The 23,920-nt window shown below is 66.6% G+C and carries 24 protein-coding genes; 9 read left to right on the forward strand and 15 right to left on the reverse strand.

Features of this window, described 5'->3' with window-relative positions; all coding sequences use genetic code 11:
• Positions 1-4: 4 nt before the first annotated feature.
• Genes WDN01_06020 through WDN01_06030 form a run of 3 tightly spaced genes read right to left on the reverse strand, consistent with a single transcriptional unit; the run spans position 5 to position 1,764 of the window.
• Positions 5-565: a YceI family protein gene (locus WDN01_06020; protein MEJ0025568.1), complete on the reverse strand. Its 561-nt coding sequence runs from the start codon at positions 563-565 to the stop codon at positions 5-7.
• A complete protein-coding gene (locus WDN01_06025; GenBank protein ID MEJ0025569.1) occupies positions 565-1,146 on the reverse strand; it encodes a cytochrome b in 582 nt (193 codons plus the stop codon). The genes WDN01_06020 and WDN01_06025 overlap by 1 nt, the downstream gene beginning before the upstream one ends.
• Positions 1,147-1,149: 3 nt before the next feature.
• Positions 1,150-1,764 (reverse strand): YceI family protein, encoded by a 615-nt coding sequence (locus WDN01_06030; GenBank protein MEJ0025570.1) that lies wholly within the window; start codon positions 1,762-1,764, stop codon positions 1,150-1,152.
• Positions 1,765-1,913: 149 nt separating this feature from the next.
• On the opposite strand from WDN01_06030, the gene WDN01_06035 reads away from it, so the two are divergent.
• Both WDN01_06035 and WDN01_06040 read left to right on the forward strand, forming a co-directional pair.
• Positions 1,914-2,969, forward strand: coding sequence for an MBL fold metallo-hydrolase (locus WDN01_06035; protein ID MEJ0025571.1), 1,056 nt, complete (start codon positions 1,914-1,916; stop codon positions 2,967-2,969).
• A gap of 63 nt (positions 2,970-3,032) precedes the next feature.
• Positions 3,033-3,806: a thermonuclease family protein gene (locus WDN01_06040; GenBank protein MEJ0025572.1), complete on the forward strand. Its 774-nt coding sequence runs from the start codon at positions 3,033-3,035 to the stop codon at positions 3,804-3,806.
• Positions 3,807-3,892: 86 nt separating this feature from the next.
• On the opposite strand, the gene WDN01_06045 is transcribed toward WDN01_06040, so the two are convergent.
• The 5 genes from WDN01_06045 to WDN01_06065 all read right to left on the reverse strand — a co-directional run bounded on the left by WDN01_06045 (position 3,893) and on the right by WDN01_06065 (position 8,737).
• Complete coding sequence (locus WDN01_06045) at positions 3,893-4,462, reverse strand: CarD family transcriptional regulator (protein MEJ0025573.1); 570 nt, start codon at positions 4,460-4,462, stop codon at positions 3,893-3,895.
• 297 nt (positions 4,463-4,759) lie between these two features.
• Positions 4,760-5,098, reverse strand: coding sequence for a ferredoxin FdxA (fdxA, locus tag WDN01_06050; GenBank protein ID MEJ0025574.1), 339 nt, complete (start codon positions 5,096-5,098; stop codon positions 4,760-4,762).
• Positions 5,099-5,143: 45 nt separating this feature from the next.
• Positions 5,144-5,443 carry an RNA-binding S4 domain-containing protein gene (locus WDN01_06055; GenBank protein ID MEJ0025575.1) on the reverse strand — a complete coding sequence of 100 codons (300 nt, stop codon included), beginning with the start codon at positions 5,441-5,443 and terminating at the stop codon, positions 5,144-5,146.
• A complete protein-coding gene (locus WDN01_06060; protein ID MEJ0025576.1) occupies positions 5,440-8,001 on the reverse strand; it encodes a helicase-related protein in 2,562 nt (853 codons plus the stop codon). Before WDN01_06060 ends, WDN01_06055 begins: the two co-directional genes overlap by 4 nt.
• An 88-nt stretch (positions 8,002-8,089) precedes the next feature.
• Positions 8,090-8,737: a hypothetical protein gene (locus WDN01_06065; GenBank protein MEJ0025577.1), complete on the reverse strand. Its 648-nt coding sequence runs from the start codon at positions 8,735-8,737 to the stop codon at positions 8,090-8,092.
• Between the two features lie 333 nt (positions 8,738-9,070).
• Between WDN01_06065 and scpA the strand changes: the two genes are divergently transcribed.
• Both scpA and WDN01_06075 read left to right on the forward strand, forming a co-directional pair.
• The gene (gene scpA, locus WDN01_06070; GenBank protein ID MEJ0025578.1) at positions 9,071-11,224 is read left to right on the forward strand and encodes a methylmalonyl-CoA mutase; all 2,154 of its coding nucleotides are present in this window, start codon (positions 9,071-9,073) and stop codon (positions 11,222-11,224) included.
• A 5-nt stretch (positions 11,225-11,229) separates the two neighbouring features.
• Positions 11,230-12,102, forward strand: a complete 873-nt coding sequence (locus tag WDN01_06075; protein ID MEJ0025579.1) for a 2-dehydropantoate 2-reductase — start codon at positions 11,230-11,232, stop codon at positions 12,100-12,102.
• 141 nt (positions 12,103-12,243) lie between these two features.
• On the opposite strand, the gene WDN01_06080 is transcribed toward WDN01_06075, so the two are convergent.
• On the reverse strand, positions 12,244-13,098 hold the full coding sequence (locus WDN01_06080) for a DUF3108 domain-containing protein (protein MEJ0025580.1): 855 nt from the start codon (positions 13,096-13,098) through the stop codon (positions 12,244-12,246).
• Between the two features lie 101 nt (positions 13,099-13,199).
• Here WDN01_06080 and meaB point away from each other — a divergent pair, with 101 nt between their 5' ends.
• The 3 genes from meaB (at position 13,200) to WDN01_06095 (ending at position 15,411) form a co-directional block, all read left to right on the forward strand.
• Positions 13,200-14,165 carry a methylmalonyl Co-A mutase-associated GTPase MeaB gene (gene meaB, locus WDN01_06085; GenBank protein ID MEJ0025581.1) on the forward strand — a complete coding sequence of 322 codons (966 nt, stop codon included), beginning with the start codon at positions 13,200-13,202 and terminating at the stop codon, positions 14,163-14,165.
• A 52-nt stretch (positions 14,166-14,217) separates the two neighbouring features.
• On the forward strand, positions 14,218-14,514 hold the full coding sequence (gene rpmB, locus WDN01_06090; protein MEJ0025582.1) for a 50S ribosomal protein L28: 297 nt from the start codon (positions 14,218-14,220) through the stop codon (positions 14,512-14,514).
• Between the two features lie 132 nt (positions 14,515-14,646).
• Positions 14,647-15,411, forward strand: a complete 765-nt coding sequence (locus WDN01_06095) for a hypothetical protein (GenBank protein ID MEJ0025583.1) — start codon at positions 14,647-14,649, stop codon at positions 15,409-15,411.
• A gap of 50 nt (positions 15,412-15,461) precedes the next feature.
• Here the strand turns inward: WDN01_06095 and cobT are convergent, their stop codons facing one another.
• The 3 genes from cobT to WDN01_06110 form a co-directional block, all read right to left on the reverse strand.
• On the reverse strand, positions 15,462-17,342 hold the full coding sequence (gene cobT, locus WDN01_06100; protein MEJ0025584.1) for a cobaltochelatase subunit CobT: 1,881 nt from the start codon (positions 17,340-17,342) through the stop codon (positions 15,462-15,464).
• An 18-nt stretch (positions 17,343-17,360) separates the two neighbouring features.
• Positions 17,361-18,353 carry a cobaltochelatase subunit CobS gene (gene cobS / locus WDN01_06105; GenBank protein MEJ0025585.1) on the reverse strand — a complete coding sequence of 331 codons (993 nt, stop codon included), beginning with the start codon at positions 18,351-18,353 and terminating at the stop codon, positions 17,361-17,363.
• Between the two features lie 76 nt (positions 18,354-18,429).
• Positions 18,430-19,137, reverse strand: coding sequence for a J domain-containing protein (locus WDN01_06110; GenBank protein MEJ0025586.1), 708 nt, complete (start codon positions 19,135-19,137; stop codon positions 18,430-18,432).
• On the opposite strand from WDN01_06110, the gene WDN01_06115 reads away from it, so the two are divergent.
• Positions 19,127-19,405 carry a BolA family protein gene (locus WDN01_06115; protein MEJ0025587.1) on the forward strand — a complete coding sequence of 93 codons (279 nt, stop codon included), beginning with the start codon at positions 19,127-19,129 and terminating at the stop codon, positions 19,403-19,405. The genes WDN01_06110 and WDN01_06115 overlap by 11 nt on opposite strands.
• Positions 19,406-19,557: 152 nt before the next feature.
• Here the strand turns inward: WDN01_06115 and WDN01_06120 are convergent, their stop codons facing one another.
• A complete protein-coding gene (locus WDN01_06120; protein ID MEJ0025588.1) occupies positions 19,558-20,844 on the reverse strand; it encodes an HlyC/CorC family transporter in 1,287 nt (428 codons plus the stop codon).
• A 259-nt stretch (positions 20,845-21,103) separates the two neighbouring features.
• Here WDN01_06120 and WDN01_06125 point away from each other — a divergent pair, with 259 nt between their 5' ends.
• Positions 21,104-22,297 carry an MFS transporter gene (locus WDN01_06125; protein ID MEJ0025589.1) on the forward strand — a complete coding sequence of 398 codons (1,194 nt, stop codon included), beginning with the start codon at positions 21,104-21,106 and terminating at the stop codon, positions 22,295-22,297.
• Here the strand turns inward: WDN01_06125 and aroB are convergent, their stop codons facing one another.
• Entirely contained in the window at positions 22,298-23,389 is a 1,092-nt protein-coding gene (aroB, locus tag WDN01_06130) for a 3-dehydroquinate synthase (protein ID MEJ0025590.1), read from the reverse strand.
• Positions 23,386-23,916 carry a shikimate kinase gene (locus WDN01_06135; GenBank protein MEJ0025591.1) on the reverse strand — a complete coding sequence of 177 codons (531 nt, stop codon included), beginning with the start codon at positions 23,914-23,916 and terminating at the stop codon, positions 23,386-23,388. Before WDN01_06135 ends, aroB begins: the two co-directional genes overlap by 4 nt.
• Positions 23,917-23,920 lie beyond the last annotated feature (4 nt).

Raw genomic sequence — 23,920 nt, forward strand, 5'->3', positions numbered from 1 at the left:
GAATTCACAAGGCCTTTGTCGCGGTCAGATCGACCGTGATCGTCACCGCATGGCCGATGGGCGTCTCGCCCGCCCATTCGCCGCTCGCGCCCAGCCCGAAATCGAGCCGGCTCACCACCGCCTTGCCCGTCATATGCGCCGTGTCGCCTGCGACGGTCAGCGTGAAGGGCAGGGCGATCACCTTCGTCACGCCGTGCAGGTTCAGCCGTCCGGTCGCGATATAGCCGTTGCCGCCGGTGGCCTTGAAGCCCGTCGTCTCGAAGGTCGCGGTGGGGAACCGGGTGACGGAGAACCCCTCCGCGCCCTTCAGCCCGTCGTCATTGTCCGCCGCGCCCGACGCTTCGCTGTCGAGCGCGACGGTGACCTTGGCATGCGCCGCCGCGAGGTCCGCCGGATCGAAATCGATCGCGGCGCTCCAGGATTTGAACGTCGCGTCGAACGCCTCGCCGCTCCATTGCACCGTGAAGCCGAGCCGGCTCCTGGCGGGATCGACGGTCCAGCGCGCCGCCGCGGCCGGCGTGGCGGCCAGCAGCGCGATGCACAGAACCGCCAGCGCCCGCCGCATCAATCGCCCACGCTCATGCCCGGCACCATGCGCCGCAGCACGTCGTCGCCGCGCAGGAAATGGTGATAGAGCGCCGCGGCCACATGGATCGGAATGAGCACGATGGCGCTCCAGGCGAGATAGACATGCACCGTCTCGTACATCTCGTGCACGGAATGAAGCTGCTCGCGGGTCTGGCCGGCGTAGAAGCCGAGATTGGGCCAGATGAACAGCCCGAAGAAATTCGTGCCGTTGCCCAGGGGCGAAGCCGACACCATCAGCCAGCCCGACAGCGGGATGGCGATGATCAGGACATAGAAGAAGACATGCGTGAAGCGCGCGAAGCCCGCCACGATGGGATGCATGCCCAGCGGCAGATGCGGCACGCGGTTGACCAGGCGCCAGCCCAGCCGCAGCAGGCTGAGCACCAGCACGGTCAGGCCGATCGATTTGTGCGTCTGGATGATCATGAACTTGCTGGGATCGCTGCGCGGCAGCCCGCCCATGTAAAGCCCGAGCGCGATATTGGCGATGAGCAGCGCCGCGATGATCCAGTGAAACGACATCGCGACGGTGTTGTAGCGGAGGGGACGCGCCGGCACGGCTCAACCCTTCTGCTTCTGGAACAAGGCTTCGACGGTCAGCTTGACGTCGTCTCCGACAAAGCCGGTCCAGCCCATCTTGTCCAGCCCGAAATCGCTGCGTTTGATGCTGGTCGCGGCGTGGAAGCCGAGATAATAGCCCGGCCCCATCGGCGAGGGCGCCCCGCCGTTGAACGTCACGTCGAAGGTGACCGGCCTGGTCACGCCATGGATCGTGAGATCGCCCGTCATCCGGCCGGACGTCGGGCCGGTGCGTTCGAGGGACGTGGAGGTGAAGGTCGCCTGTGGGAACTTGGCGGTGTCGAACGCGTCCCCGGCCACCAGTTCTTCGAGCAATTCGCTGTTGGGCACGTTGAGGCTGGGCATGTCAATGGTGATCGACACCGAACTCTTTTCCGGGGCGCCCGGCGTGAAGTTCAGCGTGCCCGAGGTCTTCTCGAAACGGCCGTAATAATCCGTGATCCCCAGATGCGGGATGGCGAACAGCACCACGGTGTGGCGCGGTTCGATCTGATAGGCGCCGGCGGGCGCCTGCTTGGTGTCGGTCGAGACGCCGGCGGCCTGCGCGACGACGGTGTGGAGCGCGAAGACGGCTCCGAGAACGGCAAGGCGGCGCATGTTTCCTCCGGTGCGGGAAAGTTCCGACTAGATATAACGTGCAACCGGCCCACATGCAGTGCCGTGACGCGGTAAATATCGGCGGCTTGACGCACCCGGCGCCCTCTACCCATAGTCGAAAGAACCGCTATTTCCCGAAAGGCTCACTGGTGAGCGCCACCGAAGTCCGGGTCCGTCCCGGCAGCAATCTCGACTATCCGTTCGAGCACAGGCCCGAGACCGGCCACAGCATCGTCGTCGCCCCCGGCGTGCACTGGGTGCGCATGCGCCTGCCCATGCAGCTCAACCATATCAACCTGTGGCTGCTGGAGGACGGCGACGGCTGGACCGTGGTCGACAGCGGCATCCGCAACGAGGAGACCACCCAGGCCTGGGAACAGCTCTTCGCCGGTCCGATGCAAGGCCGCCCGGTCAAGCGGGTGATCGTCACCCACATGCATCCCGACCATATCGGGCTTGCCGGCTGGCTGGTGCGCAAATTCGGCGTGCAGCTCTGGATCACGCGCACCGAATATCTGATGTGCCGCAACCTCGTCTCCGACACCGGGCAGGAAGCGCCGGCCGAGGCGCTGCGCTTCTACCGCGCCGCGGGCTTTCCGGAGGATCTGCTGGAGACCTACCGCACCCGTTTCGGCGGCTTCGGCCATGGCGTCTACCGGCTGCCCAGTTCCTATCGCCGCATCGCGGACGGCGAGGCCATCGAGATCGGCGCCAACACCTGGCGCGTGGTCGGCGGCAACGGCCATTCGCCCGAGCATGCCTGCCTGTGGTGTCCGGAGCTGAACGTGTTCATCTCGGGCGACCAGATCCTGCCGAAGATCTCGTCCAATGTCTCGGTGCATCCGACCGAGCCGGAAGCCAATTCGCTGCAGGACTGGCTCGACAGTTGCGCCAAGCTCCGGCGCGTCGTGCCGGACGATGCCCTGGTGCTGCCGTCGCACAACGAGCCGTTCCGGAAAGCAACCCTGCGCCTGACCGAGCTGATCGAGCATCACGAGGAGGGCCTGGAGAAGCTCCACGCGCTCTGCGCCGAGCCCAGGCGCGCGGTGGATGTTTTCCCCGCGCTGTTCCGCAGCCGCATCACCCAGGGCAATTTCGGCATGGCGACGGGCGAGAGCCTGGCGCATCTGAACTGCCTGCGCGCCCGCGGCCGCATCCTGCGCACCGCCGACAAGGACGGCATCGACTGGTACGAGGCGGTCTGACCTCCGGTTACCTTTTGCGCATATCCCGCGTGCAAGCCCGCGCGAGCCGTGCTGAATGGGCGGATGATCCGAGCCATCCTCACCGCCTTCCTTTTCCTCGCGGCCGCCGTGCCGGCGGCCGCGCTGCCGTCCTGCGCGGGACCGGCCGAAATCGCCGGCGGACAATTGCTCCGTGTCGAGCGCAATGGCGCGGTGATCCTCACCGACGGCCGGGCGACGCATCTGGAAGGCATCCGCCTGGCCGCAGGCGCGGCGGATCGCGCGCCGCAGGCCTTTGCCGACCAGGCGATTTCCGCGATCCTGGCGATGGCACGCAAGGCGCCGCTGACGCTGACCGCCGTGCCGCCGAAGGAAGACCGCTATGACCGCATCCGCGGCCAGCTCTTCGCCGGCGACGGCACCTGGGTCCAGCTCGCGCTTCTGAGGAAGGGCCTCGCCCGTGTCGCGCTCGCGCCCGACCGCACCGAGTGCTTTACCGAGCTCTATGAGGCGGAGGCCGAGGCGCGCGCGGCGCGTGCCGGCCTATGGGCGGTCCCGGCCTATGCCGTGCGGACGCCGGACACGGTCGGGCGCGACACCGGCACGTTCCAGATCGTCGAGGGCACGGTGCGCAACGCCGAGCTCAAAAATGGCCGCGCCTATCTCAATTTCGGCGCCGACTGGCGCACCGATTTCACGGTCACGGTCGATCCGGAGGACATGCCGAATTTCCGCAAGCTCGGCGTCGACCCGCGCGCCTATGCCGGCCAGACCATCCGCGTGCGCGGCCTGGTGCAGTTCCTGAACGGCCCCGAGATCGAGATCGCCAATCCGCAGAGCGTGGAAGTGGTGAACTGAATCGACCCTCTCCTTGAGGGAGGGCAATAAAAACAAAAAGGCCCGGATCGTCTCCGGGCCTTTTCGCAATCGATGGTTCGAAGCGCTTAAGCCGCCTTCTTTAGCAGCATGCCTTCGACGCGCTTGACGGCCGACGGCTCGTCGGTCTTCTCGACGGCGGCGACTTCGCGCGCCATGCGGGCCAGCGCCGCCTCGTAGAGCTGGCGCTCGGAATAGGACTGCTCCGGCTGGCCGGACGCGCGGTGCAGGTCGCGGACCACCTCGGCGATCGACACGAGGTCGCCCGAATTGATCTTCGCTTCGTATTCCTGGGCGCGGCGCGACCACATGGTGCGCTTGATGCGGGCGCGGCCCTTCAGCGTGTTGAGCGCGTTGTTCACGATGTCCGGCGAGGACAGCTTGCGCATGCCCACGGCCTTGGCCTTCATGGTCGGCACGCGGAGCGTCATCTTGTCCTTCTCGAAGGTGATCACGAACAGTTCCAGCTTCATGCCTGCGACTTCCTGTTCCTCGATCTTCATGATGCGGCCGACGCCATGGGTGGGGTACACGACATGGTCGTTGGTCTTGAATTCATGCTTGGTCTTGGTGTTCGTGTTCGCGGGCGTCTTAGGCTTCGCGGGGACGGGTGCGGGGGCGGTCTTTGCGGTTGTCATGGTTCACTTTCGTTCGGCCCCGCGCCTGGCGCGCCTTGGGGGCCTTTGGCCTTACTCTGCACTGCAACCGAAACGTGTTCCGGCGCCGGAATGTTGCCAGTCCGGTGAGGGCGCCTTCGAGCGTTTCAGATCGTGGAATTATATATCACAGTTCATCCGTAAACGGAAGGACAAAGTGACAAGGCCTTGAAATTTCGGCCTTTATTGAGATTCGCGGCGAAAAGACCCGAAAATTCAACTGGTTAAATTCGACGTGAACGGCGGTTAACGAATATCCACCGGCGGTCGTCCTTAATTCTACGAACCGGAACCGGGCTTATCGGAAAAGTACTTGGCGAATTTGTCAGGCTTTCCTTCCCATTCCTTGGCGTCGGCGGGCGCGGTTCCGTGCTGGGTGATGTTCGGCCACTTCTTGGCATATTCCGCGTTCAGCGACAGCCATTGTTCCAGGCCGCTCTCCGTGTCGGCCTTGATGGCCTCGGGCGGGCATTCCGGCTCGCAGACGCCGCAATCGATGCACTCGTCGGGATGGATGACGAGCATGTTCTCGCCCTCGTAGAAGCAGTCCACCGGGCAGACCTCGACGCAATCCATGAACTTGCACTTGATGCAGGCTTCAGTGACGACATAGGTCATGCGGTCGGGCCCCTTAAGCGTAGGCGATACATAGTCAGCGAAGCGTCATACGGGAGGGGGGCCTTTAGGATCAAGCCCATCCTCCGCGACGATTTCGTACAACAGCCGCGCTTCGGCAGCAGGCCCGCGCCGTTCCCCGAAAGCAACCACGCGCACGATAAGGACATCGCGCCCGGTCGGGACGGTCAGGATATCCCCGAGCTTGATGCCGCGCCCGGATTTTTCGGTCCGCGTTCCGTTGAGCCGGATGCGGCCCTTCTCGGCCGCCTCCTGCGCCAGCACGCGGGTCTTGTAGAACCGCGCATGCCAGAGCCATTTGTCGATGCGGGCGCGCACCTCGCTCACTTGCGCACGAGCGCCGCCAACCCCGCGAATGGAGAATCCGGACGGATTTCCACTTTGAATTCCTTGGGCGCCCGGCGGTCGGGGCGATGCTTCGGCTTGCGCAGCGGACGGGGCAGGGCCTTGCGCCAGACCTTCGTCACGCCGTTGCCGGTATCGGCGACATCCACGACCTGCCAGCCCATCTCGGCCAGCACGCCCTTGAGCTCCTCATTGCCCGAGCCGATCAGCGAAACCAGCCTGGGCAGCAGCGTCTCCGCATCCGTGCCCGCGGCGGCGCCTTTCTCGAGTTCCTCTTCGAGGCGCTCCACCATGTCGAGGCGGATGGCGCGCTTGCCGATCACGCGGAAGCCGGCGGCGGCGAGGAATTCGCGCGGCAGCTTGGCGTCGTTGACGAAAGAGGTCAGCCCGGGCTGCGGCGGCGCCGGGATGCGCTCATGCTTGGTCCACACACCCCAGAGCAGCGCCAGCAGCGATGCCGCCTCGGGCCGCAGCATCTTGGGCAGGTAGACCGAGCGCCGCCCGAACCACACGCCATAGGCCTTCAGCGCGCGGATCAGCGGCCCGAGCTGCTCCGGCAGTTGCAGCCGGGCGCGCTCCAGCGACCCGAAATGCTCCAGCAATTGATGCGCGATGCCGCGCGCCGCGCCGGGCAGGGCGTCGGCCGTGCCGGCCTTGGCCTCGACCGCCTCGCGCAACGCCAGCAAGGGTTGCAGCCGCGCCGCGATCCGTGTACGGACGAACGCCTCCAGCCGCGCCTGCACGCCCTCGCGCAGGTCGCCCTTCAGCCGCTCGTCCGCCAGCATGTCCACGCGCGGCTCCAGCGGCGACGGCCCGGCGGCGAGATGTGCCACCACCGCGCCGTCCCACCACAGCTTGCCGTGCTCGCTGAGCGAGATCGCCTTGTCGTCGGCCTCCGAAATGCGCTTGGCGCGGGCATAGAACTCGCCTTCCAGGCCGCGCATCGCCGCGGCGCGCAGCGTGCGGCCATGGATGCCTTCGGCCCGCGCATCGGGCTCGAAGCGGAAGCCTTCCAGCTTTCCGACCACCTCGCCGCCGATGGCGACGCCGCCGGAATCGTCCAGCGTCAGATCGATGATGTCGTCCTCGCGCAGCCGCTTCATCAGCACCGAGGTGCGCCGGTCGATGAAGCGCTGCGTCAGCTGTTCGTGCAGCGCGTCCGACAGCCGGTCCTCGACCGCGCGCGTCACGCCCTGCCAATGCACGCTGTCCCTGGTCCAGCTCGAGCGATGCGACGCATAGGTCCAGGTGCGGATCTGCGCCAGCCGTCCGGAGAGCGTCGCGACATCGCCTTCGGTGACGTTCAGCCGCTCGATCTGCCGCGCCAGCCAGTCGTCCGGCAGGACGCCGTCGTCGCTGGCCAGGAACAGGAAGATCGACTGCACCAGCCGCACATGCTCGTCGACCGAGAGCTTGCGGAAGTCCGGTAATTGGCAGGCATCCCACAGCCGGTGCACGCCGCCGCGCGAATTGGCCAGCGCCTGGACATCTTCCAGCGCCGCCAGAGTCCGCAGCGCGATGAAATCGCTCGACGGCCTTGCCTTGGCGAGGCCCTTCGCCGGCGGCGGCTCGTCCAGGCTGGCGATCAGCCGGTCGAGCGATGCGAAGTCGAGATTGGAATTGCGCCATTGCAGCACGCGCACCGGATCGTAGCGATGGCCCTCGACCCGCGCGACGAGTTCGTCCTCCAGCGGTTCCGCCTCCGCCGTCGTGCCGAAGGTGCCGTCGTTCATGTGCCGCCCGGCGCGGCCCGCGATCTGCCCGACCTCGTCGGGGCGCAGCGGCCGCATCTGGGCGCCGTCGAACTTCTCCATCGCCGCGAAGGCGACGTGGTCGACATCCATATTGAGGCCCATGCCGATGGCGTCGGTCGCCACCAGGAAATCGACGTCGCCGCTCTGGTAGAGCTCGACCTGCGCGTTGCGCGTGCGGGGTGAGAGCGCGCCCAGCACCACCGCCGCGCCGCCGCGCTGGCGGCGGATGAGTTCCGCGATGCCGTAGACGTCGTCGGCCGAGAACCCGACCACCGCGGCGCGGCGGGGCAGGCGGGTCAGCTTCTTGTGGCCGGTATAGGCGAGGTCCGAGAACCGCGCCCGCGTCATGAAATAGGCGCGCGGCACGAAGCGCTGGATGGCGCCGCGCATCGTGTCGGCGCCGAGCAGGATCGTCTCCTCCTCGCCGCGCGCATGGAGCAGCCGGTCGGTGAAGACATGGCCGCGCTCGAAATCGGCGCAGAGCTGGATCTCGTCGATGACGAGGCAGGCGACCGGAATGTCGAGCGGCATCGCCTCGACGGTGCAGACATAGTACCGCGCGTCGGGCGGGACGATCTTCTCCTCGCCAGTGATCAGCGCCGCCAGATTGGCGCCCTTCAGCCGCACCACCTTATCGTAGACCTCGCGGGCCAGGAGCCGCAGCGGCAGGCCGATCATGCCGGAGCGGTGCGCCAGCATCCGCTCGATGGCGAAATGGGTCTTGCCGGTATTGGTGGGGCCGAGGACCGCCGTGACGCGGGCGGCGGCGTTGGGATTGGTTTGCACTGAGCCAGCTTCTACCATGCATAAGAATTGCTGTTTGCGTTCGGCCGGACGGGACATCCTGCCATGCAGACTGGGCCCGGCGGCGGCGCTATCCACCCATGCGCCGCAAAAGCTCTGCCAGCAAGTGCTTGCCACCTTCCTTCAAGAGATCCCTTTTGGTTTCGCCCCAGAACTGATCCTTGGTTCGAAACGTATCCTGGAACACGACATCGTCGACATCGATGTGCAGGCATTTGCGGACGCCTTCATAGGGGTAGTTGCCGGCGTTGTTGTTGCAGTCCCCGACGTATCCGCCGGAGCCGTTCCGCACCGTACCGAAAACCAGATAGAGACCTTCGGACTCCTCCGCCGTCGGCGGGGGATGACTCTTGAAATAGGCCCGGCATGCGTTCTGTGCGGTCTCCAGCCGGCCATGCGCCATCTTTCCCCAATAGGTTCGCAGGAACCCCGGATTTGCCGCCTGCGCCCAGTGGAACACCGGCGGTATCAACACGTCGCTCTCGGCATAGCAAGGCCCTCGAAACCAGCCGACGGTAACGACCTTGATACCGTTGAATACGGACGGTCCTTCCGTCAGGAAGGTCCAGCCTTCGAACCCGCCGGTCGCGTAGAGCGTCTCATAGTCGACGACCTGATAGGCTTGGCCATCGTGCGTCACCTGTGCTCCGAACGCGGGCGACGAAAGTGTGAAGGCCAGACACGCAGCGAACAGAAGGGAGAGCGGTTTGATGTTCATGGAGACCAGCCCGAGCCGAACGGCGCGCACGTTACATCAGATCGACCGGCCGCTGTGGATCGTCCGTTTACGGATGGTACGTTCCAGGAACGAACCCGGCCCGAATCACTAACCGATAAAATATCATCCTTTGTTCTCATACGTTTAGTGGAAAGTCAAGGATCGCGTACCACTACATCTTGTGGACAGGTCCAGTGATGGAGCCGGAAGGGCTTATCCACCGGATAATCCGTACCCGGATCATTTGTTACGGAACGAAGACAAAGGCATGACAGGTTTGACGACCCTTTCGCACCTGCGATACTGCCCGCAAAGCACCAGGGAACGGGAACCATGAGCGTCGACGGCAAGACACCGGAAAGCTGGGCCAGGGCGGCCCAGAAGGAACTGAAAGACCGTCCGCTCGCCAGCCTGACCTGGGCGACCCCGGAGGGTTTCGACGTCAAGCCGCTCTACACCGCCGCCGACCTCGAGGGCTTCGAGGCCGCGAATTCCCTGCCGGGGCAGATGCCGTATATGCGCGGCGTCCGCTCGACGATGTATGCCGGGCGCCCCTGGACCATCCGCCAATATGCCGGCTTCTCGACGGCGGAGGAATCCAACGCCTTCTACCGCAAGAACCTCGCGGCCGGGCAGATGGGCCTGTCGGTGGCGTTCGACCTCGCCACCCATCGCGGCTATGACAGCGACCATCCGCGCGTCGCGGGCGACGTCGGCAAGGCCGGCGTCGCGATCGATTCCGTCGAGGACATGAAGATCCTGTTCTCCGGAATCCCGCTCGACAAGATGAGCGTGTCGATGACCATGAACGGCGCGGTGATCCCGATCATGGCGAATTTCATCGTCGCCGGCGAAGAGCAGGGCACGCCGGTCGGCAAATTGTCGGGCACGATTCAGAACGACATCCTCAAGGAATTCATGGTGCGGAACACCTACATCTATCCGCCGACGCCCTCGATGCGCATCGTCGCCGACATCATCGAGTACACGGCCAAGAAGATGCCGAAATTCAATTCGATCTCGATCAGCGGCTATCACATGCACGAGGCCGGGGCGACGGCGACGCAGGAGCTCGCCTATACGCTGGCCGACGGCATCGAATATGTCCGCGCCGCCCTCGCCAAGGGCCTCGGCGTCGACGAATTCGCGCCGCGCCTGTCGTTCTTCTTCGGCATCGGCATGAACTTGTTCATGGAAGTGGCCAAGCTGCGCGCCGCGCGGCTACTGTGGTCGCGGATCATGGAAGGCTTCGGCGCGAAGAACGCCGAGAGCCTGATGCTGCGCACGCATTGCCAGACCAGCGGCGTGTCGCTGACCGAGCAGGACCCCTACAACAACGTGGTGCGCACCACGATCGAGGCGCTGGCCTCGGTGCTCGGCGGCACGCAATCGCTGCACACCAATTCGTTCGACGAGGCCATCGCGCTGCCGACCGAATTCTCCGCCCGCATCGCGCGCAACACCCAGCTGATCCTGCAGAACGAAGCCCAGGTGACCAAGGTCGTCGATCCGCTCGGCGGCTCCTATTATGTCGAGGCGCTGACGCATTCGCTGGCCGACGCCGCGAAGAAGATCATCGACGAGGTCGAGGCGATGGGCGGCATGACCAAGGCGGTCGAGGCCGGCATCCCCAAGCTGCGCATCGAGGAAGCCGCGGCGCGGCGCCAGGCCCGTGTCGATCGCGGCGAGGACGTCATCGTCGGCGTCAACAAATTCCAGCTCACCAAGGAAGACGCGCTCGACGTCCGCGCCATCGACAACGCGCAGGTCCGCGAATCCCAGATCGCCCGGCTCAAACAGGTCAAGGCGACGCGCGATCCGGCGAAGCTGAAGGCGGCGCTCGATGCGCTGATCGCCGGCGCCAGGGGTACCGGCAACCTGCTCGAACTCGCTGTGGAAGCGGCGCGCGCCCGCGCCACCGTGGGCGAAATCTCCGATGCGATGGAAAGCGTGTTCGGACGCCACCACGCCGTGATCCGCTCCATCGCCGGCGTGTACGGCCAGGCCTATGAGGGCGACAACGAATTCGGCGCCATCCGCGGCGAGGTCGAAGCCTTCGCCCGGCAGGAAGGCCGCCGTCCGCGCATGCTGGTCGCCAAGATGGGCCAGGACGGCCACGACCGCGGCGCCAAGGTGATCGCCACCGCCTTCGCCGATCTGGGCTTCGACGTCGACATCGGGGCCTTGTTCCAGACGCCGGAGGAAGTCGCCAAGGACGCGATCGACGCCGACGTGCACGTCATCGGCGTGTCCAGCCAGGCGGCGGGACATCTGACGCTGGTGCCGCTCCTGATCGAGGCGCTGAAGAAGCACAAGGCGGACGACATTCTCGTCGTGGTCGGCGGCGTGATCCCGGCGCAGGACTACGACGCGCTGCGCAAGGCCGGCGTCGCCGCGATCTTCGGCCCCGGCACCAACATCCCCGACGCGGCGCGGGGCGTGCTCAAGCTGATCCGCGAGCGCAAGCTTCCGCACGCGGCGGAGTAGGGCGAATGATCGCCCTCATCGGTCCCGGCGCCATCGGCGGCACGGTCGGATTCGCCCTGCTGGAAAAGGGCGCCGACCTCGTCGTCTGCGCCAATCGCAAATTCTCCGAACTGGCGGTGACGCGCGCCGACACCAAGGAGCGCCGCGCGCGTCCCGTGGAGGTCGTCACCTCGCCGGCAGACGCTCGGCCCGCCGACTGGGTCTTGCTCTGCGTGAAGTCGCATCAGACCGATTCCGCCGCCGCCTGGCTGAAGGCGACCGTCGGCCCGCACACCGGGATCGCCGTGCTCCAGAACGGCGTCGAGCATCGCGAGCATGTCGCGCCCTATATCGGCCCGGGCAACGCGGTCGTGCCGGTGGTCGTGATGCTGCCCGCCGAGCGCACCGCGCCGGGCGAGATCACGACCTTCGGCAGCGCGGCGCTCACCGTGCCCGACGACGCGGCCGGCCGCGCCTTCGCCGCGCTGTTCGAGTCGAGTTCCGTCAGGGTCTCCACCGACACGGATTTCGTCTCGCGCGCCTGGGAGAAGCTCTGCATGAACGCATGCAGCGGCGCGCTCTGCGCGATCCTGAACCATCCGGCGGCGCTGGCCGCCTATCCCGACCTGCGCCCGCTGGGCGAGCGCATCGTCGAGGAGACCATGGCGGTCGGCCGCGCCGAAGGCGCGACCTTCCCGGACGGCTTCGCGAAAGCCATCGTCGGGCTTTTCACCAACCCGGGCGGCCGCGGCAATTCGATGTATTACGACCGCCGCGACGGCAAGCCGCTGGAATGGGATGCCCGCAACGGCGTGGTGGCGCGGCTGGGCGCCAGGCACGGCATCGCGACTCCCGTCGCCGATACGATCGTGCCGATCCTGAGGTCGCTGAGTTCATAGTTTCCTCCCCCGCTGTTGCGGGGGAGGTGGCACGCCGTAGCGAAGCGTAGGCGTGACGGAGGGGGCCTATCGTCGCGCGGGCCCCCTCCGCCTCGCTGCGCTCGGCACCTCCCCCGCAACAGCGGGGGAGGAAAAACCCATTCACCCCGCCGGCTTCAGCGGCGCGCCGTCGACCCTAAGCTGCGTCGCCACCGCGGCAATCACGCCGTAGTCGGTGCTCGCCCAGACGCGCAGCGGCACCACATAGCGCCGGCCCGTTACCGCGCTCGGGATCGTCGTGATCCAGGCGTTGATCAGGGGAAACTTCGCCGCGTCCTTGAGCACGCGCGGCTTGTAGCCGGAGATCTGCTTGTACTTCATCTCGCACAGCACCGCCGGCCCCTTATAGACCCCGTTGTCCAGCGCCACCGTGGTGTCCTTCACCTTCACGAACTCGACGTCGTAGCGCCGCCGCCCGTCGAACACCGGCAGGAGGACCGAGCACGGATTCTCCGCCGTCATGCCGACCCCGGAGACGAAATAGGTGATCGCGCTCAAGGGATCGAAGGTGCCCTTCTGCTGCGCCGGCGGCACCTCATAGCCGGTGGTCGGATAGACCGGATCGGCATAGAGCCGGACCGGCCCGCCCTCGTCATAGGTCAGCGAGACTTCCTGCTTCTTGTCGGCATGGCCCGTGTAGAACGAATCGTAGAGGCCGGGATGGAATGCCTTGGGCGCCACCGTTCCGGTGGAGGTCGCCTGGATCTCCGACTGCCAGAATGCATTGACGATGCCGCTGGTCTGCAGGTTCGACACCGAATGATACTGATCGCCGATGATTTTGGTGTTGAGGTCGACCTTGCCCAGCGTCACGCCGCCGGCATAAAGCGTCATCGCCATCTGCAGCGTCGAGCCCGGCTGCGCCGGCGCCTCGCCGCCCGAGCCGCCGGCGGCGAAGGCGGCGCCCGCGAGCGGCGCGGTCACGATCAATGCAAGGACGGCGTGACGAATTTTCATCGTTGGGCTCCTTATGGCGGCGCAAAGTAGCGGCGCGGACGCTCCAAAACCACTATGGTCCAATTATGGCCAATCCCTTGGATTCAAAAGCGGTTAACGGCGTGGACCTTGCCGCGTCCGTAACCCTCGGCGATCGCCGGGCACTGGCGCGCGCGATCACGCTCGTCGAATCCACGACGGTACAGGATCAGACGCAGGCCGAGGCACTGCTGACCGCACTCCTGCCCAGGACGGGCGGCGCGATGCGCATCGGCATCTCCGGCGCGCCCGGCGTCGGCAAGTCGACCTTCATCGAGGCGTTCGGGGGCCATCTGACGGGCCTCGGCAAGCGGATCGCGGTGTTCGCGATCGATCCGTCGTCGCGGCGCTCCGGCGGCTCGATCCTCGGCGACAAGACGCGCATGGAGAAACTGGCGCGCGATCCGAACGCCTATATCCGCCCGTCGCCCGCCGGCACCACGCTCGGCGGCGTCGCCCGGCGCACCCGCGAGTCGATGCTGCTGGCCGAGGCGGCCGGCTTCGACGTCGTGCTGGTGGAGACGGTCGGCGTCGGGCAGTCCGAGACCGCCGTCGCCGACATGACCGATCTCTTCGTGCTGCTCGCGGCGCCGGGCGGCGGCGACGACCTGCAAGGCATCAAGCGCGGCGTGATGGAACTGGCCGACCTCTTGATCGTGACCAAGGCGGATGGCGACCTGCTGCCCGCCGCCAACCGGGCGGCCGCCGACTACCAGGCGGCGCTGCACCTGATGCGGCCCAAGCATCCCGGGCTGTTCCCCAAGGTGCTTCGGGTCTCCTCGGTCGTGGGGCAGGGCATCGCCGAGGCCTGGGCCGAGATGGAGGCCGCCCATCGGGTGCTCGCCACCGGGGGTGGGCTGGCCGGGCTGCGCGCGGCACAGGCCCGGCGCTGGTTCTGGGGCGAGGTGCAGACTCTGGTCAGCGAAGCCATCCTGGAGGATGCGGGCCTCGCCCGGGACGCCGCCAGGCTGGAGGCCGCCGTCGCCGCGGGCGGCTCGCTGCCTGCGGCGGCCGCCCGGACGCTCCTCAGGCGGTTTCGCGGCGCTTGACCGGCAAGGCCCCTTTCCTTATGAGGGCGCCTCTTTTGGACACGAGACTCCCATGGCACGCCGCTGCGAATTGACCGGAAAAGGCACTTTGGTTGGCAACAATGTCAGCCACGCCAACAACAAGACCAAGCGGATTTACCGCCCGAATCTGCAGCAGGTGTCCCTGGCCAGCGAGGCCCTGGGCAACTCCTACGTGCTGAAGATCAGCATGAACGCGCTCCGGACCGTCGACAAAGTGGGCGGCCTCGACCCGTTCCTGCTCAAGTCCAAGGACGGCGTCCTGTCGACCAAGGCCCTGCGCCTCAAGCGCGCGATCGCCAAGAAAACCGCGGCGAAAGCGGCTGCTTAAGAGTTCCCGCTAAGCCTCTCTAAAATTTACCTTGTTTCGCCTGTCCACAGGCATGGCTCCTGCACGAACTTTGCCCTAGTGTATCAAAATGTGTCAGGTCCAAAATAACGGGCCGGCACGGGGCGGGGTGCGGTGCGGGCATACGAATCAGGTTCGATTTCGGCGCGGAACGGTGCGTCGCAGCGTCTGGCGGTCGGCATCGACGACGGCCCTTACCGGCTGCGCGGCGCCAGTGACACAACCTGGCACAATCAGGGCTACGTCCAGAATGCGGGCTTCGGGCGCCGCCTGGCGGATGGCTTCCGCGCCGTATTGCGGACCGTCATTCCAGTTCTGGCGCTCTGCACCGCGCTGGCGGCCATGTACCTCTACATGGACACGACGCTTGCCTATTTCGCCGACGCCGGCGTGCGCTGGCTGACGGTCAGCCATCTTCTCCTTCCGGTGGCGTTTCTCACCGTCCACCTGACGAATCGCCGCTACGGGCCGGCTTATGCCTTCGCCCAGATCGTGCTGTCCTTCGCGGCGCTCGCCGCGGCGGTGATCTTCGGCCGGGACGTGATCTCGCTGTTCCTTCCCGAAGCGATCGTCCCCAGCGTGCGGATGGTGGCCGCGTTCGGCGGCGCATTCCTGGCGGCGGGCTTCGTCGGCATCATTGCCTTCGACGGCGCGCGCGGTCCGCGCTGGTGGACGGCGCCGCTGATCGGCTCGATCGCGGCTTCGCTCGTCTTCGCGCCGATCTTCTACGCCGCCGCCTATGCCGGCACGCCGGGGCCATGGTTCGCCCATATGGGCATCCATACGGGCCTGCTGGCAGGCGGCGCGATCCTGGCGCTCATCCCCTACTGGCTGCTCCGCCGCATCGTGCAGCCGCTGCCGGGTTTCGGCGGGTATTGATCCTCCCATTTCCTCCCCCGCAACAGCGGGGGAGGAAATGGGGGAGGAAACTAATGCGCCACATGCCTGGGCGTGCGCTTTGCGAGGCCGCGCGGCGCACGGATGTGCCCTTCGTGACCCTTCTCTTCCTTGAACAGCCCGATGAGCTGTTCCGTCATGGCGCCGCCGAGCTGCTCGGCGTCGACGATGGTCACCGCCTTGCGATAATAGCGCGTCACGTCGTGGCCGATGCCGATGGCGGTCAGCTCGACGTCCGACTTCTCCTCGATCTCCTCGATCACCCGGCGCAGGTGCCGTTCCAGGTAATTGCCGGCATTGACCGACAAGGTTGAATCGTCCACCGGCGCGCCGTCGCTGATCACCATCAGGATCTTGCGCTGCTCCGGCCGCCCGACGATGCGGTTGTGCGCCCACATCAGGGCCTCGCCGTCGATATTCTCCTTCAGCAGGCCCTCGCGCATCATCAGGCCGAGATTCTTGCGCGCCCGGCGCCACGGCTCGTCCGCCGCCTTGTAGATGATGTGGCGCAAATCGTTGAGCCGGCCGGGATGCGGCGGCTTGCCGTCGGCGATCCATTTCTCTCTGGACTGCCCGCCCTTCCAGGCGCGCGTCGTGAAGCCCAGAATTTCCGTCTTCACCGCGCAGCGCTCCAGCGTGCGCGCCAGGATGTCGGCGCACATCGCCGCCACCATGATCGGCCGCCCACGCATCGAGCCGGAATTATCCAGCAGCAACGTGACCACGGTGTCGCGGAAGGTCATGTCCTTCTCGCGCTTGAAGGAGAGCGGATACATCGGATCGATGATGATGCGGGGCAGGCGCGAAGTGTCGAGCATGCCCTCCTCGATGTCGAACTCCCAGGTGCGGTTCTGCTGCGCCATGAGCAGGCGCTGGAGCTTATTGGCGAGGCGCGAGACCACGCCCGACATCGCCTGGAGCTGCTGGTCGAGGAAACTGCGCAGCCGCGACAATTCCTCGGCGTCGCACAGCTCGTTGGCCTCGACCTCCTCGTCGAACTGGAAAGTATGGACCTTGTAGCCCCACTCGTCCTTGTGGCTGAAGGGCTGCTCCGGCCGCTGCGGCTTCATCCCGTCTTCGGGCTCGGCCGCGTCCGACATCTCGTCGGTCTCTTCGGCGCGCATCTCGGCGGAGGAATCTTCGCTCTCCTCGCCGTCGGATTCCTGCATGTCGGCTTCGCTGGTCTCCGACTGGCTGTCGGATTCCTGCTCCTCGCCCTCCTGCTCCTGGCTCTCGGCGTTCTCGCCTTCGCCCGTTTCGTCGGAGGATTCCTCGGCGTCGAACTCGTCGGTGAGCTTGAGGTCCTTCAGGATGGTGCGCGTCAGCTTGGCGAATTGCGCCTGGTCGCGCAGCGAGTTCTCCAGCCTGGCGAGGTCCTTGCCGGCATTCTCCTCGATGAAGGGCCGCCACAATTCGACGGCGTTCTTGAGCACCTCGGGCGGCTTCTCGCCGGTCAGCTTCTCGCGCACCATCAGCCCGACCACGTCGGCGATGTTCGCGTCGGCGCGCACCCGCGCCTTGCCGAGGCCGCGCTGCACCAGCCGCTGCTCGAGCTGCGCCGTGAGGTTGTTCGCGACGCCTTTCATGGCGAGCGATCCGATGGCCTCGACGCGCGCCTGCTCGGCGGCTTCGAACACCGCCGCGGCGTCGGCCGATTGCGGGCGGAACTGGTCGTGGATCTTGCCCTCGTGATGCGCCCGGCGCAGCGCATAGGCGTCGCCGGCGCCGCGCACGATGGCGACCTCGTTCGGCGGCAGGTTGCGCGAGGGCAGGGGCAGCCGCGCTTTCAGGCCGCGCAGGGCAGGCGGCTCGGCGGAGAACGTGACCTCCATCTCCGGCTCGCCCGACAGCGCCCGCACCGAAGCGGTGACGGCACGCTTGAACGGCTCGGAGGGATTTTCAGGCTTGGACACGGGTCACCCGCGTGCGGTTCACGTCACCAGCACCTTGGCGGCGCTTTCCGGCAGGTCTTCGCCGAAGCAGCGCTGATAGAACTCGGCCACCGAAGCGCGCTCCAGCTCGTCGCATTTGTTCAGGAAGGTGAGCCGGAAGGCGAAGCCGACATCGTTGAAGATCTCGGCGTTCTCCGCCCAGGTGATCACGGTGCGCGGGCTCATCACGGTCGACAGGTCGCCGTTGATGAAGGCGTTGCGCGTCATGTCGGCGACGCGGACCATGGCCGCGATCTGCTTCTTCTTCTCCGGCGTCGCCGCATAGGACGGCACTTTCGCCAGCACGATCTCCTGCTCGGCGTCGTGGCTCAAATAGTTGAGCGTCGTGACGATCGACCAGCGGTCCATCTGGCCCTGGTTGATCTGCTGCGTGCCGTGATAGAGGCCCGTCGTGTCGCCCAGGCCGATCGTGTTCGTGGTCGAGAACAGGCGGAACGCCGGATGCGGCCGGATCACCTTGTTCTGGTCGAGCAGCGTCAGCTTGCCCTGGACCTCCAGCACGCGCTGGATGACGAACATCACGTCCGGGCGGCCGGCATCGTATTCGTCGAAGGTCAGCGCCACCGGATGCTGCAGGCACCAGGGCAAGAGGCCCTCGCGGAACTCCGTCACTTGCTTGCCGTCCTTGAGGACGATGGCGTCCTTGCCGATCAAATCGATGCGGCTGATATGGCTGTCGAGGTTGATGCGGATGCAGGGCCAGTTGAGGCGCGACGCCACCTGCTCGATATGGGTCGACTTGCCGGTGCCGTGATAGCCCTGAATCATCACGCGCCGGTTGAAGGCGAAGCCGGCGAGAATCGCCAGCGTCGTCTCGCGGTCGAAGCGATAGGCCGGATCGCGGTCCGGCACATAGGGCGTCGTCGTCTTGAAGCCCTTGATCTTCATCTTGGTATCGATGCCGAACGTGGCCTTCACGTCGACGTCCACATCGGGCGTCATCGCGGCGTCGAGTTCCTGTTGTTCCGTCATGTCCTGGTATCCGGCCCTAGAATCTTGTTTGCGGGGTGACCGCCGGATGAGGGGAGGGCGTTGGAAGGAGCCCTCGTTAGGTCAGCCCGGAGGCGCGCAACACGCCATAGGCCTTGATAACCTGCTTCAGACGCTCCTCGGCGCCCCGATCGCCGCCGTTCGCGTCGGGATGAAACCGCTTCACAAGTTCCTTATACCGCGCCTTGATCTCTAGCAAGGTGGCGGAATGCGCCAGCTGCAGGGTGTCCAGGGACTGCATCTGCAGCCGCGTCAAGGTGCGCTCCGGGCGGCGGATATGCGGCTTCGAATCGGCGTCGTTCTCGAACTGGCCGTAATTGTCGTCGACCGTGAAGGTGCCGAACGGATTCTGCATACGTGCCGCGCGTTTGCCGAGCGGCCAGGTCGGGCGATGGCCGGTGATGGCATCGTTGCGGAAGGATTCGATGGCCTTCTCGTCCATGCCGGCGAAGAAATCCCACGCCTCGTTGTGCTCGCGCGCGTGGGCAAGGCAGAGCCAGATATATTCGCCCAGCCGCTCGCGCGAGCGCGTCACCTTGAAGTCGCCGTTCTCCGCGCAGCCGGCATGCGCGCAGGGCCGCAGCGTCTTCGCCGGTTCCGGGCGGACGCCATCCGGTTTGATCCGGATGTCGGTTTTGAACTTTGCACTCTGCTTGGCGGCCATGCGGTGAATTATGGGGCGCGACGGCGAAAAAACAAGAAAACGTATTGCTTGACTTAACGCCGCGGACGGCTGACACGCTGGAGTCATGACGATGGCCGACACGATCCGGCAAAAACTGGAGGCCGCCTTCGCGCCGGCGGAGCTGGTTGTCGAAGACGACAGCCATAAGCACGCGGGCCATTCCGGCGCCCGTCCGGGCGGAGAGACGCATTACAGCGTGCGCATCGTCGCACAGGTCTTCGAGGGCCTGTCGCGGGTGGAGCGCCAGCGCCGCGTCTATGCCGCGCTCGCCGAGGAACTCGAGCCCAACAAGGTACACGCCCTAGCCCTGACCACGATCACCCCCGCGGAGATGTGGCAGGAGAAGTAACACCCTGACGGTGTCATGGCCCGCGAATGCGGGCCATCCATGTGACGCCTTGCATCGACCGAGCAGGTTTGGGCAGGCGCAATCCTGACAGGTTCTTCTGCTTTCAACTGGGTGGCCCGCATTCGCGGGCCATGACAATTTTTTGATGTCGATCAGCTGGTCTCCGGTTCGGCTGCCATCGCCGCCGGCGGGATCACCCTGACGGCCGTGATCTGGTTGCGCTGCCGCCGCAGCACTTCGAACTCATAGCCGAAGAATTTGAACCTTTGGCCCACCTCCGGGATCGTGCGCGCCTCATGGATGACCAGCCCCGCGATGGTCGTCGCCTCCTCGTCGGGCAGGTTCCAGTCGAGGTCGCGGTTCAGCTCGCGGATCGGCACCGTGCCGTCGATCAGGAATGAGCCATCGGGGCGGCGCCGCACGTCGGGGCGGCCCTGTTCCTCGTGCTCGTCGGGGATGTCGCCGAAGATCTCGTTGAGGATGTCCTCCAGCGTGACCAGGCCCTGCAGCGCGCCGTACTCGTCCACCACCAGCGCGAAATGCGACCGCTTCTCGCGGAAGGCGTCGAGCTGTTCCTCCAGCATCGTGGTTTCCGGCACGAACCAGGGCGGCGAGGCCAGCGCCGCGACGTCGACGCCCTCGCGGCCGCGCTCCAGGATCGCGCGCACGATGTCCTTGGTGTGGACGACGCCGACGATGTTGTCCGGCTGTTCGCGCCACAGGGGCACGCGGGTGTGGTTGGCTTCCAGGATCGCGGTTAGGATCTCCTGCGGCGGCAGGTCGGCGTCGATGGTCGCCATGGTCTTGCGATGGATCATCACGTCGCCGACGGTGAGTTCGCGCAGGTTGAGGATGCCGCCGATCATGTCGCGGTGCTCGCGCTCCACCGCGCCCTCCTTGTGGTGCAGGTCGACCGTGCCGCGGATCTCCTCATGCGCCTCGACCAGTTCCTCCTCGTTCGCGCGCACGCCGAAGACGCCGAGCACCCGCCAGACGACGAACTGCACGGCGTTGACGATCGGCCCCAGCACGCCGACCACCAGGCGCACCGGCGTGGCGACGGCGAGCGCGAAGCGGTCGGTGCGGGCGATGGCGAGCGTCTTGGGCAGCACTTCCACGAATACCAGAATGAGGACGGTCATGATCGCGGTCGCGATGATGACGGCGCGATGGCCGAAACTGTGCTCCAGCACCGTGGTCGCGATCGACGAGGCCAGGATGTTGACGAAGGTGTTGCCGAGCAGGAGCGCGCCGACCATCCGCTCGCGGTTGTTGACGAGGCGGTTGACGTCGCGCGCCGCGCGGCTGCCTTCCTTTTCGAGCTGGTGCATGCGGCCGCGCGATACCGCGGTCAGCGCGGTTTCCGAGCCGGCGAAGAACGCGCCCAGCACCAGAAGGAGCAGGACGGGCGCGAAGGAAAGCAGGATGACCGTATCCATTGGAGAATCTCGCATAGTCGGATGACGAGAATGTCATCCGCGGGGCAGGGGGGCCACTCTCAATTCATCATGCCGGGGCGTCCCGACACCGCCGTCCTGCGCTACCTTGACCGCATGCGGAACCTGGACAGGCGGACCGCCCGCAACCATTTGTATGATTGTGCGCTCGACGCGGGACGTCGAGACTCGCAAATCTTGTTGGCCGGCGCGCTCGGGACGGGCGCAGCCGGCGTTCCGTCCGATCGCAAGGCCTATCGTCATGAAGCTCAATCCTCCCCTTCTTGCGCTGGCCGCCGGCGCCTTCGGCATCGGCGTCACCGAGTTCGCGCCGATGGGACTCCTGCCGGCCATTGCCGGCGATCTTCGCGTGTCGATCCCGACCGCCGGTCTGCTGGTCAGCGCCTACGCCATCGGCGTCATGCTGGGCGCGCCGGTGATGACGCTCGCCACCAGCCGCGTGCCGCGCCGTGCCCTGCTGATCGGCCTCATGGGGATATTCACCCTCGGCAACCTGATGGCGGCGATGTCGACCGGCTACGGCATGCTGCTGGTCGCGCGGCTGATCACCTCGCTGAACCATGGCGCCTTCTTCGGTGTCGGCTCGGTCGTCGCGGCGCGGCTGGTGCCGCAGAACCGGCGCGCCGCCGCCGTCGCCGCCATGTTCATGGGCCTGACCCTCGCCAATGTCGTCGGCGTGCCGCTGGCCGCCTGGGCCGGCGACCAGATCGGCTGGCGCGCCGCCTTCTGGGGCATCGCCGCGATCGGCGTCGTGGCGATGGCGGCTTTGCGCCTGACGCTGCCCGCTATCGCCGCCGACGCCGGCGGCGACATGCTCGCCGAGATCAGGGTCGTCGGGCGCGGTCCGGTGCTCGCGGCGCTCGCCCTGACGGTGATCAGCGCCAGCGCGATGTTCACGGTCTTCACCTATATCGCGCCGATCCTGCAGGTGGAGACGAAGGCATCGATGTCCTTCGTCACCGCGATGCTGGTGACCTATGGCGTCGGCCTCACCGTCGGCAACTGGCTGGGCGGCCGCTTCGCCGACCGTTCGGTGGATCGCACGCTGATCGTCACCCTTGCATCGCTGGCGCTGCTGCTCGTGGCATTCGCGGTCGCCATGCCGTTCGCCGCGCCCAGCGCCGTGCTGATCTTCCTGTGGGGCGTGGCGAGCTTCGCCCTCGTGCCGCCGCTGCAGATGCGCGTGATGTCGGCGGCGCATGACGCACCGAACCTGGCCTCCGGCATGAACATCGGCGCCTTCAATCTCGGCAATGCCGTCGGCGCCGCCCTGGGCGGTGCGGTGATCGCCGGCGGGCTGGGCTATCCGGTTGTTGCCCTGGCCGGCGCGGCGGCGTCGGCGTGCGGCCTCGTCCTGGTGCTTTTGCTGGCGCGGCGCCGCGCCCGCATTCGGGCCGCCGAGCCCGTTCCGGCGGCCACCGCCTGCGGCGGGTGATCAGGCGAGCATCGCCCGCACCGCCGCCAGCGGCACATCGGCCGTCACGAAGGCCTCTCCTATCCTCTTCAGGAGGATGAACGTCACCCGCCCGTCCTTGACCTTCTTGTCGTGCGCCATGTGCTCCAGCAGCGTCTCGACATCCGGCCGCGGATCCGGAATGTCGGCGATGGAAGAGGGCAGGCCCACCGCTTTCAGATGCCGCGCGAAGCGCTCGGCATCCTGCCCGCTGCACAGGCCGAGTTCGACCGACAGCCGGAACGCCAGCGCCATGCCGATGGCGACGCCCTCGCCGTGCAGCAGCCGGCCGGAGAACCCCGTCGCCGCCTCCAGTGCATGGCCGAAGGTGTGGCCGAGATTGAGCAGGGCGCGGTCGCCGGTCTCCCGCTCGTCGCGCGCCACGATGTCCGCTTTCATCCGGCAGGAATGCGCCACCGCATGCACCATCGCGTTGCTGTCGCCGCCGAGCGCCCTGGCGCCGTTCGCCTCCAGCCATTCGAAGAACGCCGCATCGCCCAGCGCGCCATATTTGGCGACCTCGGCATAGCCGGCGAGCAATTCGCGGCGCGGCAGCGAGGCCAGCACGTCGGTATCGGCGATCACGATCCTGGGCTGATGGAACAGCCCGACGAGGTTCTTGCCGGCCTGGGTGTTGATCGCGGTCTTGCCGCCGACCGACGAATCCACCTGCGCAAGCAGCGTCGTCGGGATCTGCGCGAAGGCGACGCCGCGCTTGAGCACGCCGGCGGCGAAGCCCGTCAAATCGCCGATCACACCACCGCCGAACGCGACGACGAGGCCGCTGCGATCCACACCGGTGTGCAGCAGGGCGTTCGTCAGCGTCTCCAGCCCGACGAAGCTTTTCGTCGCCTCGCCCGGCTCCAGCACGATCGGCCGCGCATCGAGGCCGGCATGGCCGAGCACGTCCAGCAGCGCCGCCAGATGCATCTCGCCGAGATGGCTGTCGGTGACCACGGGCAAGGGCCCGCGCGCGAACGGCTTCAGCAACTCTCCCGCGCGGCTAAGAAGGCCCGGTCCGATATGGATCGGATAGGACCGCTCGGCGAGGCTGACGGTCAGCGTCTCGCTCATGCCGCCAGCGCCCCGGCTTCGCTCAAAAGAAAGATGATGCGTTCGACGACGTCGGTCTGCGGTCCGTCCTCGCCGTCCAGCGTATGGTCGGCCTGCTCATAGACGGGCGAGCGCTCCGCCAGCAGCCGCTCCAGGATCGCGCGCGGATCGCCGTCGCGCAGCAGGGGCCGCGTGTCGCGCCGTCCGGTCCGCGCCAGCAGCACGTCGACCGGCGCCTTCAGCCAGATGGTGACGGCGTCATGTTTCAGCCGCTGGCGGGTGGTGGGATCCATGAAGGCGCCGCCGCCGGTCGCCATGACGTGCGGCGGCTCGCCCAACAGGCGCGCGATGACCTTGCGCTCGCCGTCGCGGAAAGCCGGCTCGCCATAGCGCTCGAAAATCTGCGACACCGAGCAGCCGGCGGCGTGTTCGATCTCGCTGTCGGCGTCCTTGAACGGCACGGCCAGCCGCGCCGCCAACCGGCGGCCAACCGAGCTTTTGCCCGCGCCCATCATGCCCACCAGCGCCACGGTTCGCGTCAGTTTCATCGCC

It is taken from the genome of Rhizomicrobium sp., assembly GCA_037200985.1.
Taxonomy (GTDB): Bacteria; Pseudomonadota; Alphaproteobacteria; order Micropepsales; family Micropepsaceae; genus Rhizomicrobium.

Coding starts and splice junctions, on each gene's coding strand:
- WDN01_06020 (MEJ0025568.1), bottom strand. CDS start 565: ATGCGGCGGGCGCTGGCGGTTCTGTGCATCGCGCTGCTGGCCGCCACG.
- WDN01_06030 (MEJ0025570.1), bottom strand. CDS start 1,764: ATGCGCCGCCTTGCCGTTCTCGGAGCCGTCTTCGCGCTCCACACCGTC.
- WDN01_06040 (MEJ0025572.1), top strand. CDS start 3,033: ATGATCCGAGCCATCCTCACCGCCTTCCTTTTCCTCGCGGCCGCCGTG.
- WDN01_06045 (MEJ0025573.1), bottom strand. CDS start 4,462: ATGACAACCGCAAAGACCGCCCCCGCACCCGTCCCCGCGAAGCCTAAG.
- fdxA (MEJ0025574.1), bottom strand. CDS start 5,098: ATGACCTATGTCGTCACTGAAGCCTGCATCAAGTGCAAGTTCATGGAT.
- WDN01_06065 (MEJ0025577.1), bottom strand. CDS start 8,737: ATGAACATCAAACCGCTCTCCCTTCTGTTCGCTGCGTGTCTGGCCTTC.
- scpA (MEJ0025578.1), top strand. CDS start 9,071: ATGAGCGTCGACGGCAAGACACCGGAAAGCTGGGCCAGGGCGGCCCAG.
- WDN01_06075 (MEJ0025579.1), top strand. CDS start 11,230: ATGATCGCCCTCATCGGTCCCGGCGCCATCGGCGGCACGGTCGGATTC.
- WDN01_06080 (MEJ0025580.1), bottom strand. CDS start 13,098: ATGAAAATTCGTCACGCCGTCCTTGCATTGATCGTGACCGCGCCGCTC.
- rpmB (MEJ0025582.1), top strand. CDS start 14,218: ATGGCACGCCGCTGCGAATTGACCGGAAAAGGCACTTTGGTTGGCAAC.
- cobS (MEJ0025585.1), bottom strand. CDS start 18,353: ATGACGGAACAACAGGAACTCGACGCCGCGATGACGCCCGATGTGGAC.
- WDN01_06115 (MEJ0025587.1), top strand. CDS start 19,127: ATGGCCGACACGATCCGGCAAAAACTGGAGGCCGCCTTCGCGCCGGCG.
- WDN01_06120 (MEJ0025588.1), bottom strand. CDS start 20,844: ATGGATACGGTCATCCTGCTTTCCTTCGCGCCCGTCCTGCTCCTTCTG.
- WDN01_06125 (MEJ0025589.1), top strand. CDS start 21,104: ATGAAGCTCAATCCTCCCCTTCTTGCGCTGGCCGCCGGCGCCTTCGGC.
- aroB (MEJ0025590.1), bottom strand. CDS start 23,389: ATGAGCGAGACGCTGACCGTCAGCCTCGCCGAGCGGTCCTATCCGATC.
- WDN01_06135 (MEJ0025591.1), bottom strand. CDS start 23,916: ATGAAACTGACGCGAACCGTGGCGCTGGTGGGCATGATGGGCGCGGGC.